Origin of the sequence: Empedobacter sp. UBA7252 (assembly GCF_002472765.1) — a bacterium.
GTDB lineage: Bacteria > Bacteroidota > Bacteroidia > Flavobacteriales > Weeksellaceae > Empedobacter > Empedobacter falsenii_B.
This window is the reverse complement of the sequence record NZ_DKSQ01000011.1, coordinates 23528-41663: the sequence shown is the minus strand read 5'-3', so window position 1 is coordinate 41663 and position 18136 is coordinate 23528. Positions and strand designations below refer to the sequence as shown.

The following is an 18136-nucleotide window of genomic DNA, read 5'->3' as shown; positions in this document are numbered from 1 at the left end:
CAATGACCAGAATTGAATATTTAGTAGCACATCCGTACGAAGTCGAGAAATCGGACATTCCACTTCTTAAAAAAGAAGTAGAAAAATATCCGTATTTCTACACATTGCGTGCATTGTTACTTTATGGTTTGAAAAAGGAAAATCATCCTTCTTTTGAGGATTATTTGAACAAAACGTCAATTCACAGCAGCAATCGTGTCGATTTGTATCATTACATCAATTCGGAACCAATTCAGAAAGAAATTCAAACAAAAACTGAAACTATTTCTCCTGAAATGGTAGAAGAAAAAGTGGAAGAATTAGCTGAAAACAAATTTATTTCTGAACCTATTTTAGAAAATTCTACTTCAGAAATCATCGAAAACAATAACGAAACAATTGAAGTTATTGATGAGATAATAGAAGAAGAATTAAACAAAGAAATTGAAGTTATTTCTGAAACTAATTCAGAAGAAATCAATGAAGATATTGTAGACGGAATGATCGAAAATGATACAGAGGAATCTGAATTGAGAACGGATCATGTTGTTGATATTATTTCGGATGAAGAATTGAACGAAGTTGCTGAAATCACGAATAAAGTTGTGGTAGAAAATAATTCGAAAGAAGAAAATTTAACTTCTGAGAATGATATCGAAAATGCTGTTCAACAAACTTCTGGAATTGAAATTATTGAATCTGAACCTCAGCAGGTAATTGAAATAATTGAAGATAATCAGGAAGAAGAAATTGTAGAAGGATTGTCTGAAAATGCTGAAGTAATTGAAGAATCTGAACCTGAAATGGTTGAAGAAAAAGTAGAGATCATTGAAAATAATTCGGATGATTCGACGTTCTCTTTTTCGGATTGGTTGAAGAAAGTTCCTTCTCAATCAAAAACTCAACAAGAGATTGAGGAAGAGCAAGAAACTGCTGAAAGAGAAATAAAATATAAGTTGATTGATGACTTTTTGGAAAAAAATCCGAAAATCGTTCCGATGAAAAAAACGGATATTACACCAGTTAACACACCATCAAATTTCGTTCAGAATACGGAAGAATATTCGGATTTGATGACCGAAACTTTGGCTCAAATTTATATTGAGCAAAAAAAATATGATAAGGCAATTAAAGCTTATAAGATATTAATTTTGAAATATCCAGAAAAAAATAGTTTATTTGCAAATCGAATTAAAGAAATTGAAAATTTAAAAAACTCTAAATAATAAAATGGGACTATTTCAGTTTTTCATGATTATTATCATGATTTTATGTGTATTATTAGTACTAATCGTATTATCTCAAAACCCTAAAGGAGGAGGATTATCTTCTACTTTCGGAGGTGGCGGAGGAAGCCAAATGTTTGGAGTTCAAAGAACGAATAAATTCTTAGACAACACAACTTGGGGATTATTTATCGCTGTAATCGTATTGATTATTGGAGCAAGTGCTTCGCATGAAAATCCAAATGCGATAAAACCAATTAAGCCAAATGTTACGGCACCAGCTAATAATTTACCAACGCAACCTGCTGCAAACGGAGCAAGTCAAAATCAATTACCAGCTCAACCAGCGAAGTAATTTTGATAAGAAAATATACAAGCCTCACAAATTGTGAGGCTTTTTTTGTTGATTGATTAATATTATCTTTAAATTTATCAAAACCTAAATTATGAAAACATTCGTTTCATTTATAACCATCTTACTTACTTTTATAAGCTGTGTTGGTCAAAAAGTATATCAGAAAATTCCAAAAGAAAATTATCAATTACTCACAACTTTTTCTGCGCAATATGAATTATCAGGAACACATTTCTTCAAAAATGAAACTGAATTAAACAACATGTATGCCACATTACCAAAAGATTACAATAAATCATTACCTCGTTTCGTTATTGATTATGAACAAAATCAAATAATTTTGATTCCTCAAAAACATATTAATTCATATAATATTGATTCTATTACTGGTAATGAAAAGATTTATAATTTACATTTAACACCTATAAAAGGAATTAATCAAACACAAGATTCTTCAAATTTATTGATGATGATTGTACCTAAATCTGTAGAGAAGATTTTAGTAAAAACTAAATAAAAATGGAAAAATATACATCTAAATATTTACTTATTTGTCTTGCATTTAGCACAAACTTATTTGCTCAACAAAACTTTTGGAAAACTACCAATGCGAAAGGAAATATTTCTAAAGAGCAATTAAATCCAAGAGCACATATACCAACTAAATCGGTTAAATTAGACTTAGCTTATGATAATTTGGTGAACTATTTAAACAATACGAATCAACAAAATTTTTTATTAAAATTTCCAACTGAGAACGGAAAGTTTAATACATATCGTATTGTAGAAACCTCAAATTTATCTCCTGAATTACAAACTAAATACCCAGATATAAAATCTTTTTCTGGATACAATACAAATGATTTGACAGAGAAAATCAATTTTAGTTTATCTCCTCAATTTGGTTTGTATGGTTTAGTTTCAAACGGCAATAAAACAGTGTTAATAGACGCTTACACCAAAAATAAAGCGTCATATATTGTGTATGATAAAAAAGATTTAGTTAATACAAATTCTTTCAAATGTGCTACAGAACCTTCTGAAAGTGCTCTTGGGATAGATAATTTGAATTTTGAAACTATTAAACAATCTTCTCGAACAGCAACTCAAAATGGAAGTTTAAGAAAATTTAGATTAGCCATTACAACAACGACTGAGTATTCAGATTTTGTAATCAAACAAGCTAATTTATCATCTGGTACAGAAGCTCAAAAGAAAGCGTCAATATTAGCTGCAGTCAATTTATCACTCACACGAATTAATGGCGTTTTAAAAAATGATGTTGGTGTTTTTTTAGAATTAATTCCAAATACTGATCAATTATTTTTTATTGATTCTGATTCTTTCCAAGACCCTAATATTAATTCTAATTCTGCAGCAAATTACAATCTTGAGGAAAATATTACTGTTACAAATAATGTTATTGGAGTTGCTAACTACGATATTGGTCATTTATTTTTTCAAGTGAATGATGATAATAATTCAAATGGATTAGCCAATACGCCAGCAGTTTGTAATGATAGAGCAAAAGCAGGAGGAGTGACTGGTACAATAGTTCCTATTGGGGATGCTTTTGATATTGATTATACTGCCCACGAAATTGGTCATCAATTAGGTGCCTACCATACACAAAACAACAATTGTAATCGTACACTTAACAGTTCTGTTGAACCTGGAAGTGGTTCTACAATTATGGCTTACACTGGTATCTGTTCACCAAACGTACAAAATCAAAGTGATGCATATTTCCATACAAAAAGTTTAGAAGAAATGGCAAAAGTGCTAAATTATGTGAATTGTGGACAATTCGTTACAACAACTAATGCTGCACCTATTATAGCTTCTAACTTGAAAACAAAATATAACATTCCAATTTCAACTGCATTTGCTTTAGAAACATTAGCCACTGACTCAAATAATGATCAATTAACATATTCTTGGGAGCAGATGAATCCTGAAGTTTCTGAAACTTCTATTAAATCACTTCCTCCTATTTCCTCTAATTCTCAAGGCCCAAATTTCAGATCATTCTCTCCACAAAAAGTTGGAATTCGCTATTTTCCTCGTTTAGAAAAAATTATTTCAAATGAATTAGTATTTCAAACAAATCTATATCTGTCAAACGTTTCAAATTACGATAAAAACAATTGGGAAGTCATTCCTTCAGTTCCTCGTACAATGAATTTCTCTGTAACAGTTCGTGACAATAATTCTGAAGTTGGATTAACCGCTCGACAAAATGTTCAGTTAAACTTTCTAAATTTTGGTCCATTCAAAGTGACTTCGCAATCAATTGCAGAAAATTGGAAACAAGATAACACTGCTACAATTACTTGGAATGTTGCAGGAACTGATGCAAACGGTATTGACACACAAAATGTAAAAATTTTATTATCGGTTGATGGAGGAAAAACATTTGATTATGTTTTAGCTGAATCAGTTCCGAACAACGGTTCTTATACATTCACAGTTCCTGCAGGATTAGGAATTACTAATAAAGCGAGAATTATGATTAAAGCTATTGATAACGTTTTCTTAGCTGTTAACTCTACTGATTTTTCTATAGAAAGTTCTTTAACTACAAATGATATAAAAGGAAAAGATTTAGGTACGATTTCTCCAAATCCTTCAAATGGAATAATCAATTTAGATTTTACAAACTCATTTACAACAGGTAAAATTACGGTGACAGATTTAGCAGGAAGAACAGTTTACTCAAACAAATTGAATTCTTCGAAATCTCAACAAGTTAATTTATCTAGTTTATCAAATGGTGTTTACATTGTTTCGATTGAAGCAGGTAACGAACAATTCACGAAAAAAGTGATTATCAAAAAATAATTATTCATAAAAATCACTTTAAATGCCAAGTTGTCATACAACTTGGCATTTTTGTTTTAAGGAGTGAAATTAACTTATCCATAATGGCAGAAATTGTGTGTTGGCACGTTTTTCGTTTATTTAAAACCATCAATTATTAAAATAAAAATACAAATATGTCACAATTAAACATTAAACCATTAGCAGATCGAGTGGTTATTGAGCCTGCTCCTGCAGAAACTAAAACAGCATCAGGAATTATTATCCCAGATTCAGCAAAAGAGAAACCTCAAGAAGGAATCGTTGTAGCAGTTGGTAATGGTAAAAAAGATGAACCAATAACTGTTGCAATTGGAGACAAAGTTCTTTACGGAAAATATTCAGGAACTGAATTAAAATTAGAAGGAAAGGACTATTTAATCATGCGTGAAGCTGATATTTTGGCAATCATCTAAATTTAGTTGTAATTAGTAAAATGTATTAAGTACAAAGTAACTTATTTTTTTATTTTTAATTATATTCGACTTAAGACTTAAGACAACAAAACTTATAAAAAAAATGGCAAAAGATATTAAATTCGACATTGAATCAAGAGACGCTTTAAAAAGAGGTGTTGATGCATTAGCAAATGCAGTTAAAGTAACATTAGGACCAAAAGGTCGTAACGTAGTTTTAGAAAAATCTTTCGGTGCTCCACATGTAACAAAAGACGGAGTTTCTGTAGCAAAAGAAATCGAATTGGAAGATCCAATCGAAAACTTAGGTGCTCAAATGGTAAAAGAAGTTGCTTCTAAAACAAACGACGTTGCAGGTGATGGTACTACAACTGCTACAGTTTTAGCTCAAGCTATCGTTCGCGAAGGTTTGAAAAACGTTGCTGCAGGTGCGAACCCAATGGACTTAAAACGTGGTATTGATAAAGCTGTTTCTGGAATCGTTGCTAACTTAAGAGAGCAATCTCAAGAAGTTGGTGATTCATCAGAAAAAATTAAACAAGTTGCTTCTATCTCTGCAAATAACGATGATACTATTGGATCATTAATCGCAGAAGCTTTTTCTAAAGTTGGAAAAGAAGGAGTAATTACTGTTGAAGAAGCAAAAGGAACAGAAACTTACGTTGACGTTGTAGAGGGAATGCAATTCGATCGTGGATATCAATCTCCTTACTTCGTTACAAACGCAGATAAAATGATTGCTGAATTAGAGAATCCTTACATCTTATTATGTGAGAAAAAAATCTCTAACTTACAAGAAATCTTACCTTTATTAGAACCAGTTGCTCAATCAGGACGTCCATTCTTAATTATTTCTGAAGAAGTTGAAGGTCAAGCTTTAGCTACTTTAGTAGTGAACCGTTTAAGAGGTTCTTTAAAAATTGCTGCTGTTAAAGCACCAGGATTTGGAGATCGTAGAAAAGCGATGTTACAAGATATAGCAATCTTAACAGGAGGTACAGTTATTTCTGAAGAGCAAGGAATTACGTTAGAAACTGCTACTTTAGAAATGTTAGGTACTGCTGAAAGAGTAGTTATCGACAAAGACAATACAACTATTGTTAATGGTGCTGGTGATGCAGAGCAAATCAAATCTCGTGTTAACCAAATTAAAGCACAAGTAGAAACAACTACTTCTGACTATGACCGCGAAAAATTACAAGAGCGTTTAGCTAAATTAGCTGGAGGTGTTGCTGTATTATACGTTGGTGCTGCTTCAGAGGTTGAAATGAAAGAAATTAAAGACCGTGTTGATGATGCTTTACACGCAACTCGTGCTGCTGTAGAAGAAGGTATCGTTGCTGGTGGTGGTGTTGCTTTTGTTAGAGCTTTATCTAACTTAACAATCGATACTACAAATGCTGACGAAGCTACAGGTGTTAAAATAGTAACGCGTGCAGTTGAAGAACCATTACGCCAAATCGTTCACAACGCTGGTGGTGAAGGTTCTGTAGTTGTTGCAAAAGTAAAAGAAGGAAATGGAGATTTCGGATACAATGCAAAAACTGACGAATATGTAAACATGATCGAGGCTGGAGTTATTGATCCAACTAAAGTCGCTCGTGTTGCATTAGAAAACGCTGCTTCTGTTGCAGGTATGTTAATTACTACTGAGGCGGTTGTTACAGAAATTAAAAAAGATGAGCCAGCTATGCCACCAATGGGAGGTGGAATGCCAGGAATGATGTAATCATCAACTCATAAAAATATACAATAGAAAAAGCCATTCAGAACTCTGAATGGCTTTTTCATTAAGTCATAAATAATAAAAACTATATAATCGTCGATTTCCCCATCAATACATTTTCAAAATTAAAATATGAATGATGATCATGATCGCTCAATAATATCTTCGCAATATAATTTGCTACAACAGACGTCGAATAATCGCTCGTTTCATCTAAATCTGAAGTTACAATCAAATTATTAATCGCATTTCCCACCGCATTTTCTATTGCTTTTGCTCCTTCTTCCAATCCCAAATAACGCAACATCATTGCGGCACTCAAAATAGAAGCCATCGGATTTGCAATTCCTTTTCCTTTTGCTTGTGGATACGAACCATGAATAGGCTCGAACAATGCATTTTCTGTACCAATAGAAGCCGAAGGCAACAAACCTATACTTCCTCCAATTACACTTCCTTCGTCCGAAATAATATCACCAAACATATTCTCTGTCAAAATCACATCAAATTGTTTTGGATTGATAATTAATTGCATCGCTGCGTTATCAACAAACAAGAAATCTAATTCAACTTCAGGATATTTTTGGCTAATATCCATCGCAACTTTTCGCCATAAACGAGAGGTATCCAACACATTTGCCTTGTCTACCAACGTTACTTTTTTGCGACGCTTCATTGCTTCCTGAAAAGCTAAATGTGTAATTTGCTCAATGTCTTTTCTGTTGTACGAACACGTATCATACGCATGAGAACCATCTTGTGCTGTAAATTTTTCTCCGAAATAAATTCCATTAATCAATTCACGAAAAATAACCATATCTGTTCCTTCGATGTGCGAACGTTTCAATGGACTTTTCCCCAACAAAGATTCGTAAGCCTTGATTGGACGGATATTTGCAAATAAACCAAGTTCCTTTCTTAGCTTTAACAAACCTTGTTCGGGACGAACTTTAGCGTTCGGATTATTGTCATATTTTGGATCACCAATAGAACCAAACAAAACCGCATCTGCATCTTTACATAATTGCAATGTCGCATCAGGCAAAGGATTTCCCGTTTCGTCAATCGCAATTGCACCAATCAAAGCTTCCTCAAATTCGAAATTATATTTAAAAATTTGTTCAACGACTTTCAGAACTTTTATTGTTTCCGAAACGACTTCTGGTCCTATTCCATCGCCAGAAAGTACTGCAATTTTATGCGTTTTCATGTTGTAAAGATTTATGGTTTTGTTCGTAAGTTTCTATTTTATCTTTTTGACTGATTAAAAAATCAATGTCATCATATCCATTTAATAAACAGATTTTTTTATAAGAATCAACATCAAAGTTGATGGTTTGATCTTGAATTTTTAAGGTTTGATTTTCTAAATTAACTTCAAATTCTGTTGAAGGATTTTGATCGATGATCTCAAAGATTTGATTTAAAATTTCATCTGAAACAACGATTGGTAAAATTCCGTTATTCAATGCATTTCCTTTGAAAATATCTGCAAAATAACTACTAATTACCACATCAAATCCGTAATCTTTGATTGCCCAAGCAGCGTGTTCTCGGCTACTTCCACAACCAAAATTTTTACCTGCAACTAATATTTTTCCAGCATATTTTGAATCATTCAGCGGGAAATTATCAATTGATTGATTATCTTGATTAAATCGCCAATCTCTGAATAAATTATCTCCAAAACCTTCTCTACTAATCGCTTTCAAAAAACGAGCTGGAATAATTTGATCGGTATCTATATTTTCTATTTTAATCGGAACAGCCGATGATTTTAATTGATTGATTGAATCCATTTTGAGTAAATTTTAATTGATATCAACAATTTTTCCGTGAATTGCAGCAGCAGCAGCAATCAAAGGACTTGCTAATAATGTACGAGAATTTGGACCTTGACGTCCTTCAAAATTTCTATTCGAAGTCGAAACACAATATTTTCCTTCTGGAACTTTATCGTCGTTCATCGCCAAACAAGCCGAACAACCTGGTTCGCGCAATCTGAATCCAGAGGCTTCAAAAATTTTGTCCAAACCTTCTTCTATCGCTTGCTTTTCTACTTGTTTCGATCCCGGAACAATCCACGCAGTTACATTTTCATTGCGCTGTTTTCCTTTCACATAATTTGCTACTTCACGCAAATCTTCGATTCTTGCATTTGTACAACTTCCGATAAACACATAATCAATTGGATGATTGATGATTGATTGATTATCTTGGAATCCCATATATTTCAACGCTTTTTCAAACGATTCTTTTTCATTATCGCTTAACGAATCTTTAGAAGGAATACTGTCTTTCACCGAAATTCCCATTCCTGGATTCGTACCAAACGTAATCATTGGATAAATATCCGCAGCGTCAAATTCTATTTCTTCATCAAAAATTGCATCAGCATCACTTGGTAAAGTTTTCCAATATGCTACTTTTTGCTCCCAATCTTCTCCTTTCGGTGCAAATGGTTTATCTTTTAAATAAGCAAAAGTTGTTTCATCTGGTGCAATCATTCCGCCACGAGCGCCCATTTCTATCGACATATTACAAACTGTCATTCGACCTTCCATCGACATATTCTCGAAAACATCTCCTGCATATTCACAGAAAAAACCTGTTCCTGCATTTGTTCCAACTTTAGAAATGATATACAAAATCACATCTTTTGGTTGAACATTTGGATTCAGTTTTCCATTAACTGTAATTCGCATCGATTTTGGTTTATTCATCAACAAACATTGACTAGCAAAAACCTGTGCAACTTGACTTGTTCCAATTCCGAAAGCAATTGCTCCAAAAGCTCCATGCGTAGATGTGTGACTATCGCCACAAACCATGCTCATTCCTGGTTGCGTAACACCCAATTCTGGCGCAATAATGTGAACAATTCCTTGATACGGATGACCTAAACCATAAAAAGTAATATTATTTTTTTCGCAATTAATCGCTAATTGCTCTAATTGTTGTTTTGATAATGGATCTCGAACTGGCTTATCTTGATTAATCGTTGGTACATTGTGATCCGCAGTTGCAACAATTTGATTTGGTCGAAAAATTGGAATATTTCTCGCTTCTAATTCTGCAAAAGCTTGTGGACTTGTTACTTCGTGAATTAAATGTTTATCAATATAAATCACTTGTGGTCCATTTTCTACTTGGCTGACAACATGGGCATCCCACACTTTATCGAATAATGTTCTCATGCGAATTTTCTCTGTGATGTTTGATTAAACTGATGCATTAATCCAAGTAAATCTTCACGAACAACTTCTTTCTTCAAATCTGCAATTTCTAAAAATTGTTCATATAAAATATCTAATTCATTTTTAGATGTATCGAAACCGATATCTTTTAGACGATAAGCTAACGCCGAACGCCCGCTACGAGCTGTCAAAATAATAGAGGATTCATTAACTCCAACATCTGCTGGATTGATAATTTCGTATGTTTCACGGTTTTTAATCACACCATCTTGATGAATTCCAGAACTGTGCGCAAAAGCATTCGATCCTACAATTGCTTTGTTTGGTTGAACCATCATTCCCATTGTTTCAGAAGTTAATTGACTTAATTCTGTTAACATTTGAGCATTGATATCTGTATAAAAATTCAATTCTTTGTGTTGTCTAAAAATCATCACGATTTCTTCCAAGGCCGTATTACCAGCACGCTCACCAATTCCATTAATTGTACATTCTATTTGGCGTGCTCCATTTATAGCTCCTGCAACTGCATTCGCTGTCGCTAAACCTAAATCGTTATGATTGTGGCAAGAAATAATCACATTATCAATTCCTTGAACATGATCTTTTAAATATTTAATTTTATTTCCATACTCAAAAGGCAAACAATAACCCGTTGTGTCTGGAATATTAAGAACCGTCGCACCAGCTTTTATCACTTCTTCACAAACTTGAGCAAGAAAAGCATTATCCGTTCTTCCTGCATCTTCAGCATAAAACTCAACATCATCTACAAATGTTTTTGCATATGCAACCGCTTCAACTGCACGTTCGATAATCGCTTCACGATTCGAATTAAATTTGTGAATAATATGAGAATCCGAAGTTCCAATTCCGGTATGAATTCTTGGTTTTACGGCATATTGTAAAGCTTTAGCTGCAGATTCTATATCTTTTTTGTTTGCACGAGTTAAACCACAAACTGTGGCATTTTTCACTAATTTTGAAATTGCATTTACGGCTTCGAAATCTCCAGGACTTGAAATTGGAAAACCAGCCTCGATAATATCAACGCCTAATTCGTCCAATCGAGCCGCAATTTCTAACTTCTGTTTTTTGTTTAACTTACACCCCGGCACTTGCTCTCCATCTCTCAGTGTCGTATCAAAAATTTGAATCTTCTCAGCACTCATTGCAATTAGTTTTGTTTGTTATTGTGATGTAAAATTAAAATTGTACTAACTTTAAATTTTCAAATTGAAAAGTGTTTTACAATTCTTAAAGCTAAAATATTTATCATAATCATTTTATTTTCAATACATTATATATAATTTAATTACAATGTCAAATCATAACAAAGACGCACTATTTAGTTTAATAAAGTCACTTAATCGTTCCGAAAAACGTCAATTCAAACTTTATGTAAATCGTCTGCAAATTAATGCAGATGCAAAATTTTTGTTATTATTTGAAGCATTGGATAAGTTGGAAGAATATGATGAAACGGCTATTTTGAAGAAAAAAATTACCACGAAACAACAATTATCTAATCTAAAAGCGCATTTGTACAAACAAATTTTGTTTAGCTTGAGAATGAATCCTTCGCAACAAAATTCGCGTATGCAAATACGTGAACAGTTTGATTTTGCTACGATTTTGTATCAAAAAGGCTTACACAAACAAAGTCTAAAAATGTTGGACAAAGCCAAAACTCAAGCCTTAGATTTTGACGAAAAAGCCATTGCTTATGATATTTTAGAACTCGAAAAAATTATCGAATCACAATTCATTACACGAAGTATTTCTGGTCGTGCAGATCAGTTGATTGAACAATCGGAGGAATTGAGTTTACAGAATTTACAAGCAAGTAAATTGTCTAATTTATCGCTAAAATTGTATAGTATTTTGCTCGAGAATGGATACGCAAAAGATGATGATGAAATTCAAAAAATTCAGAATTTCTTTGATTCGGAAACAAAAAATATCGATTTTAAGAAATTAAAATTCAAAGAGAAACTGTGGTTTTACAAAGCAAATGTTTGGTTGTCGATGTTAACGCAAAACCTACACTCTGCCTATGAATTTTCGAAAAAATGGGTTGAATTATTTTACGAGAAAAAAGAACGAATTCTTAGTCATCCAGTTTGGTTTATTAAAGGAAATAGCTATTTATTAAAGATCTTATACCTGAAAAAAAATTCTGAAGAATTTAAATTTTGGTTTGATAAATTAGAATCTGTTTACGAGATTTTGCCTCAAAATGATAATGTGGAAGCGCTTTGGTTTATCAATAAATTTAATAGCAAACTGAATTATTTTTTCATTAATCCGAAAGAAAATATTAGTCCATTTTTGATTAAAGATATTTTACGCGAAATTAAATCGCATCATCATAAAATCGATAATCATCATATTTTGGTGCTTTATCTAAAAATTGCTGCCTATTATTTCTTAAACAAAGATTGGGATAATTCGTTCGAGTATTGTCAAAAAATAATCAATAGTGAAGCGTCAATTCAAGAAGATTTACATTTTTACACCTTGGTTTTGATTATGATGAATTTGTATGATTCTGGGAATGATCAAGAATTGGATACATATTCGTACAAAACGCATCAATTCTGCAAAAAGATGAAAAATAGTAATATTATTACACGAAAAATTAGTTTATTTTTTATTGAATTGAATGATTTGTACCCACATGAAAAAGTAAAAGCTTTCAGAGAATTAGATGATTTTTTGAAAGATTCGGACAATCAAAATTTGTTGCGAAGAAATACCAATTACATTAATCTTAGACGTTGGATGGAGGATAAAATTTAGACTTAAATTATCTGCATAAAATAATTTTAAAAATTTAGTGTTTATCATATATTTACATCTAAATTAACACATAAACACTATGTACCAAGATTACAAAGTTGGCGAACATAAAGCGAACAAAGGATTGCGCTTTTTAAATTTTATTATAGATTATGTATCAATCATTTTATTGACGATGCTATTTTTCGGTTTTATAGCAATTGTTATTGTGATCATTAATCCAGAAAGCGACATTATTTATCAATTAGAAAATATAAATCCTTTGATTGATAGAGTTATCACAGCCTTTTTTTATGTTTTACTAATTTTTTTATCAGAGTTTTTAACCAAAGGACGTTCATTAGGTAAATTTATTACAGGAACAAAAGTTGTGATGATTGACGGTTCTACACCTACAACGAAAGATTATTTTACAAGAAGTATTTGTAGAATAATTCCATTTGATGTTCTTACTTTTTTAGGAGAAAATGGTTGGCACGATAAAATTTCAAAAACTACAATTGTGAACAAAAAAGCTTTTGAAGCAGATTTATCACAAGCAGACAACATCGAAAGTATTGGAAAAACTGAGTTTGAATAATTTTCTATAAAATAAAATCTATTCAAATTATCTCAAAACAATAATTTATGTAAAAAATCATTGTTTTTTCTGCGTATTATTTCGCAAAAAAGGCTATTTATTAATACCTTTGCAACGTAAATATATTTTTGAGAAATGGAAAAACAACCTCAAGAGGTAGTGTTAGTTGGTGCTGGTATCATGAGTGCTACTTTAAGCATACTTCTTAAAAAAATAAATCCGGCTATTAAGATTTCTGTTTTCGAAAAATTAGATAAGATTGGATTTGAAAGCTCTGATGCTTTCAATAATGCAGGTACTGGTCACTCTGCTTTTTGTGAATTGAATTATACACCAATGGACAAAAATGGAGTGGTTAATATTGATAAAGCAATTAATATTGCAAAACAATTTGAAACTTCGAAAGAGTTTTGGTCTTACTTAGTCGAAAATAATTACGTTTCTTCTCCAGAAAAATTCTTACGTCCTACTCCACATATGTCTTTTGTTTGGGGCGATGACGATGTAAATTTCTTGAAAAAACGTTACGAAAAATTATCTCAGCATCCTTTATTTAAGGATATGGAATATTCGGATGATGTTTCTAAAATCAGAGAATGGGCTCCATTAATTGTTGACGGTAGAAAAGGTAATGAAAAAGTTGCGGCAACGCATATGAACTTGGGAACTGATGTGAATTTTGGTGAATTAACGCGTCAAATTTTCAAAGGTTTACAAGACAAAAAAGAAATCACGTTAGAAACTGAACACGAAGTAAAAGACTTAACTCGTCTTAGCAACGGAAAATGGGCAGTTAAAGTAAAAGATTTAAAATCTGGAAATAACAAAGCACTTAATGCTGATTTCGTATTTATTGGTGCAGGTGGAGGAGCAATTTTATTGTTACAAAAATCTGGAATTCCAGAATCGAAAAAATTTGGTGGCTTCCCAGTTGGTGGACAATGGTTAATTTGTCAAAACGAAGAAGTAATCAAAAAACATCATGCAAAAGTATATGGAAAAGCAAAAATTGGTGCACCACCAATGTCTGTTCCTCACTTAGATACACGTGTTATTGATGGAAAACAATCTCTATTATTTGGTCCATTTGCAACATTCTCAACAAAATTCTTAAAATACGGATCTAATTGCGATTTATTCAAATCTGTAAACTTAGGAAACGTAGGATTTTTGATGAATTGTGGATTAAACAATATCGATTTAACAAAATACCTGGTAGAACAAGTGATGTTATCTAAAGCGAAAAAAGTAGAAGAATTACAAGAATATTTTCCTGAAGCTAAACTAGAAGATTGGTTCGAACAAACTGCAGGACAACGTGTTCAAGTAATCGAAAAACAAGATGGAAAAGGAGTTTTAAAATTTGGTACAGAAATCGTAACATCTCAAGATGGAACAATGTCTGCCTTATTAGGAGCTTCTCCAGGAGCATCTACATCTGTTAGTGCAATGTTGAACTTAATGAAACAATGTTTCCCAGACTTGATGAAAAACAACTGGAACGAAGCAATCAAAGAAATGATCCCTTCTTACGGTGAAGATTTAGCACAAGCTGAATTAGTTGAAGCATCAAGAGCCCGTACAACTAAAGTGCTTAAAATTTTAGATTAAGATTTTCTTACATCATATAATTATAAATCCTGATATTCATTTGTCAGGATTTTTTTTGCACGAAACTTAAGAGCATAAAAAAAGGTTTGAGAATAAATTCTCAAACCTTTTAATTTTTTCTGAACATCTTAGTCTTTCTTGTCTTCGCTTTTGATAATTTCGTATTCAACTTGCATCACTCCTGTATTGGTGTGACCAATTTCGCTGAATGCAGCTTGACTTAAGTCTAAAACTCTAGATTTAGCGTATGGACCTCTGTCGTTGATTTCTACAACTACAGATTTACCATTTCTGATATTCGTAACTTTTACTTTCGTACCAAATGGTAAAGACTTATGGGCAGCTGTTAGTTCGTGTTTGTCATACGTTTCACCACTAGCTGTCTTGCGTCCGTGGAATTTGTCTCCATACCAAGAAACAACTCCTGTCGAGATTTTTCGAGCACTATTCTCGATAAGTTCTCCAACCAACTTTTCATCTTCAACTGATAATGTATCTTTTTTGATGGTATCATTATCAATATCGTTACTAAATCTTTTCTCAGAAGCTGGCATAATAATTGTGTCATTATTACCAGAATCCTTAAAAATTTTACCATCAGCATTTGCTATTGGAAAAATCATTAACATTGCTATAAACGCTGTAATGCTTTTCGTCATCCTTTAGATTTTTCTGATTTACTTTGCAAATTTAAGGGTATAAACAGCTTCTTATTTAGAATTATTCTAATCAATTGATTTTTAATTCTAAAATCTCTTGTGCTTTGCGAATTTAGATGCTTACAGCGATTTGTTAATTTAATGTTAAAATAAAACTATAATCCTAATTTTTTTGGGAATTATTTATTTAAATCGGATATACTATTGATTATCAATAAATAATAATTTTATATAATTTGAAGAAATTTATCTAATAAAGAAATAAAAAAGGTAAAGTGTTATAAACTTTACCTTTTCTTAATTTTTAAAGATTTAAAAATCAATTATAAACTAGCTAAAATATCTTTTACTTTAGCTGAAATTAATTTTCCTTCCGCTTTACCAGCTAATTTAGATGAAGCAGCTCCCATTACTTTTCCCATATCTTTTGGAGAAGTAGCGCCAACCTCTGCAACAATTTCTGTAATTGCAGCTGTTAATTCTTCGTCTGATAATTGAGCAGGTAAAAATTGTTGAATAACTTCTGCTTGTGCCAATTCTTTTTCAGCTAATTCAGCACGTCCATTTGCTTCGAATTGTTCAGCAGCTTCTTTACGTTGTTTTACTAATTTTTGTAATAAAGCAATTTCTTGATCTTCTGATAATTCTCCGTTAGCACCTGATGTTTTTGCTAATAATAATTCAGATTTTACAGCTCTTAAAGCTTCTAAAGCAACAGTATTTTTAGCTTTCATCGCTTCTTTTAACTGTGCCATTATTTGAGTTTCTAAATTCATTTGTTTTGCTTTTAGACTACAAATTTAAGACAAAAAAAGGCTCATCGCAAAAGCAATGAACCTTTTCTATAATAAGAATATTTTTTACGAGTGATCGTTTATTAATCTACGTTATCATGTAGAAAATTGTTTGGACGAATTTGCGTTTCGTTGTTACGATTAGTTCCTACAGAAAAATCAGAAGATTGATTATCATTACGATCAGATAAATTCAATCCTTGACGTTTATAAGCAGGAATTGCTTCGTATTCGTCTACTTGAGAATTTGTCATCGTGTTGTTGAATTTAAAATTAAATTGTTTCAAACGATTTCTTCTTTCTTCAATCATACTATTCAATTCAGGATCATTTGATTGCTCAATTGGTTGACTAAATGGATCTATAGCAACTTGTACTTCTTCAGCTTGTGGAGCAACAGAATGAGCTACATTAGATTGAACTGGCTCTACATTTCCATATCCTTCGTTCTTTGGAGCTTGATATCCAGCATAATTATTTTGAGGATAATTTGACTGTTCTGAAGCTACAGGATTAGAATATGAATTATATGTTTGATTATTATTTACATTATTCGTTGGTTCTTGCGGACGATTAAAATCTGATTTCAAACGTGGTTCGAAATCATCATAAGAACGTCTCTCTTGCACTGGCTCATCATCAATATCATCTAAAACATAACGCTTTGGAGAATTATTTTCTTCGAAAGATTCTTCTGGCGTATTGTGATAAGTTTGTTGTTGAAAACTTTGGTTAATATCTGCTTGACGATAATTATTTTGAGGAGCCTCTGGCGTTTGATTTTGTTGAGGCGTTTGTGGTGCTTGCTGAGAAGCATTAGAACGACCAAAATCTAACGTCATTGGTTTTACACGATTCACAAAAGGTTGCTCAACTGATAACGTTTTATTAATTGGTTGTTCTTCCTCTAATGTATGTACAATTTTTTGTTCCTCTTTTCCTGTATACGCCTGATCTTCTGTAGGAAAACCAGTTGCTACAACAGTTACAGAGATAGAATCTCCTAAATCTAAGTCTTCACCAATACCCATGATAATATTTGCACTATTACCAGCTTCTTGTTGAATGTAATCATTGATGATACCGATTTCATCCATTGTAATTTCGTTATTACCAGACAAAATCAATAACAATACGTTACGTGCACCCGTAATTTTGTTGTTGTTTAACAATGGAGAATCTAAAGCAGAAGAAATTGCGTCTTTCGCTTTGTTTTCACCAGAACCTTGCGCAGATCCCATGATTGCTGTACCAGAATTTTTAAGTACTGTACGCGCATCACGTAAATCGATGTTCATTGCATAGTGTTGAGTAATAACTTCTGCAATTCCTTTAGCTGCTGTTGTTAAAACCTCATCAGCTTTCGAGAAACCATTTTTGAAACCTAAGTTTCCGTATAATTCACGTAATTTATCATTGTTGATAACAATTAATGAATCGACATTTTGTCTTAATTTTTCGATACCTTTTTCGGCTTGTTCCAACCTCATTCTTCCTTCGAAAAAGAATGGCGCTGTAACAATCCCAACTGTTAAGATATCCATTTCTTTTGCAATACCAGCAATTACTGGTGCTGCTCCGGTTCCTGTACCACCACCCATTCCGGCAGTAATAAATACCATTTTAGTACCCTCGTCTAAAACAGCTTTTACATCATCCATACTTTCGATAGCAGATTGCTCTCCTACCTCAGGATTTGCTCCAGCTCCTAAACCTTCTGTTATTGCTTGTCCTAATTGAATTCTTGTTGGTACTGGACTATTTGCTAATGCTTGAGAGTCCGTATTACAAATTACAAATTCTACACCTGCAATTCCTTGTTCAAACATGTAGTTTACGGCATTACTACCTCCACCACCTACTCCGATTACTTTGATAGCTTGAGATCGGCTCTTTGGTAAGTTGAACACAATATCTCCTGTTAACATATCA

16 protein-coding genes are annotated in these 18136 nt (G+C 32.4%); 9 read left to right on the top strand and 7 right to left on the bottom strand.

The annotated features are described in order from the left end of the window. Nucleotides 1-2 precede the first annotated feature (2 nt). The 6 genes from B2X73_RS02535 to groL all read left to right on the top strand — a co-directional run bounded on the left by B2X73_RS02535 (nt 3) and on the right by groL (nt 6564). Entirely contained in the window at nt 3-1205 is a 1203-nt protein-coding gene (locus tag B2X73_RS02535) for a tetratricopeptide repeat protein (protein WP_291064631.1), read from the top strand. 4 nt (nt 1206-1209) lie between these two features. Next, nucleotides 1210-1560, top strand: coding sequence for a preprotein translocase subunit SecG (secG, locus tag B2X73_RS02530; protein WP_038332909.1), 351 nt, complete (start codon nt 1210-1212; stop codon nt 1558-1560). Nucleotides 1561-1651: 91 nt separating this feature from the next. Continuing rightward, on the top strand, nt 1652-2077 hold the full coding sequence (locus tag B2X73_RS02525) for a hypothetical protein (protein WP_125349627.1): 426 nt from the start codon (nt 1652-1654) through the stop codon (nt 2075-2077). Nucleotides 2078-2079: 2 nt separating this feature from the next. Continuing rightward, nucleotides 2080-4401, top strand: a complete 2322-nt coding sequence (locus B2X73_RS02520) for a zinc-dependent metalloprotease (RefSeq protein WP_125349628.1) — start codon at nt 2080-2082, stop codon at nt 4399-4401. A gap of 155 nt (nt 4402-4556) precedes the next feature. Then, nucleotides 4557-4835 carry a co-chaperone GroES gene (locus B2X73_RS02515; RefSeq protein ID WP_125349629.1) on the top strand — a complete coding sequence of 93 codons (279 nt, stop codon included), beginning with the start codon at nt 4557-4559 and terminating at the stop codon, nt 4833-4835. A 103-nt stretch (nt 4836-4938) separates the two neighbouring features. After that, nucleotides 4939-6564 (top strand): chaperonin GroEL, encoded by a 1626-nt coding sequence (gene groL, locus B2X73_RS02510; RefSeq protein WP_125349630.1) that lies wholly within the window; start codon nt 4939-4941, stop codon nt 6562-6564. Between the two features lie 82 nt (nt 6565-6646). Here groL and leuB read toward each other — a convergent pair whose 3' ends face one another. From leuB to B2X73_RS02490, 4 genes are read right to left on the bottom strand one after another with little or no spacing between them, the layout of a single operon-like run. Next, the gene (leuB, locus tag B2X73_RS02505) at nt 6647-7771 is read right to left on the bottom strand and encodes a 3-isopropylmalate dehydrogenase (protein ID WP_286494786.1); all 1125 of its coding nucleotides are present in this window, start codon (nt 7769-7771) and stop codon (nt 6647-6649) included. Then, a complete protein-coding gene (gene leuD / locus B2X73_RS02500) occupies nt 7758-8360 on the bottom strand; it encodes a 3-isopropylmalate dehydratase small subunit (protein WP_219034380.1) in 603 nt (200 codons plus the stop codon). Before leuD ends, leuB begins: the two co-directional genes overlap by 14 nt. Before the next feature lie 12 nt (nt 8361-8372). After that, nucleotides 8373-9758 carry a 3-isopropylmalate dehydratase large subunit gene (leuC, locus tag B2X73_RS02495; RefSeq protein ID WP_221855339.1) on the bottom strand — a complete coding sequence of 462 codons (1386 nt, stop codon included), beginning with the start codon at nt 9756-9758 and terminating at the stop codon, nt 8373-8375. Then, complete coding sequence (locus tag B2X73_RS02490; protein WP_221855341.1) at nt 9755-10930, bottom strand: 2-isopropylmalate synthase; 1176 nt, start codon at nt 10928-10930, stop codon at nt 9755-9757. Before B2X73_RS02490 ends, leuC begins: the two co-directional genes overlap by 4 nt. A 148-nt stretch (nt 10931-11078) precedes the next feature. On the opposite strand from B2X73_RS02490, the gene B2X73_RS02485 reads away from it, so the two are divergent. From B2X73_RS02485 to mqo, 3 genes are all read left to right on the top strand, one after another. Continuing rightward, entirely contained in the window at nt 11079-12560 is a 1482-nt protein-coding gene (locus B2X73_RS02485) for a hypothetical protein (protein ID WP_038332873.1), read from the top strand. 79 nt (nt 12561-12639) lie between these two features. Next, on the top strand, nt 12640-13140 hold the full coding sequence (locus B2X73_RS02480) for an RDD family protein (RefSeq protein WP_038332867.1): 501 nt from the start codon (nt 12640-12642) through the stop codon (nt 13138-13140). Between the two features lie 135 nt (nt 13141-13275). Then, nucleotides 13276-14751: a malate dehydrogenase (quinone) gene (gene mqo / locus B2X73_RS02475; protein ID WP_125349636.1), complete on the top strand. Its 1476-nt coding sequence runs from the start codon at nt 13276-13278 to the stop codon at nt 14749-14751. A gap of 128 nt (nt 14752-14879) precedes the next feature. On the opposite strand, the gene B2X73_RS02470 is transcribed toward mqo, so the two are convergent. The 3 genes from B2X73_RS02470 to ftsZ form a co-directional block, all read right to left on the bottom strand. Further along, nucleotides 14880-15410 carry a septal ring lytic transglycosylase RlpA family protein gene (locus B2X73_RS02470; protein WP_125349637.1) on the bottom strand — a complete coding sequence of 177 codons (531 nt, stop codon included), beginning with the start codon at nt 15408-15410 and terminating at the stop codon, nt 14880-14882. A gap of 323 nt (nt 15411-15733) precedes the next feature. Further along, nucleotides 15734-16186, bottom strand: a complete 453-nt coding sequence (locus B2X73_RS02465; protein WP_125349638.1) for a GatB/YqeY domain-containing protein — start codon at nt 16184-16186, stop codon at nt 15734-15736. A gap of 101 nt (nt 16187-16287) precedes the next feature. Continuing rightward, nucleotides 16288-18132 (bottom strand): cell division protein FtsZ, encoded by a 1845-nt coding sequence (gene ftsZ, locus B2X73_RS02460; RefSeq protein WP_286494801.1) that lies wholly within the window; start codon nt 18130-18132, stop codon nt 16288-16290. Nucleotides 18133-18136: the final 4 nt, after the last annotated feature.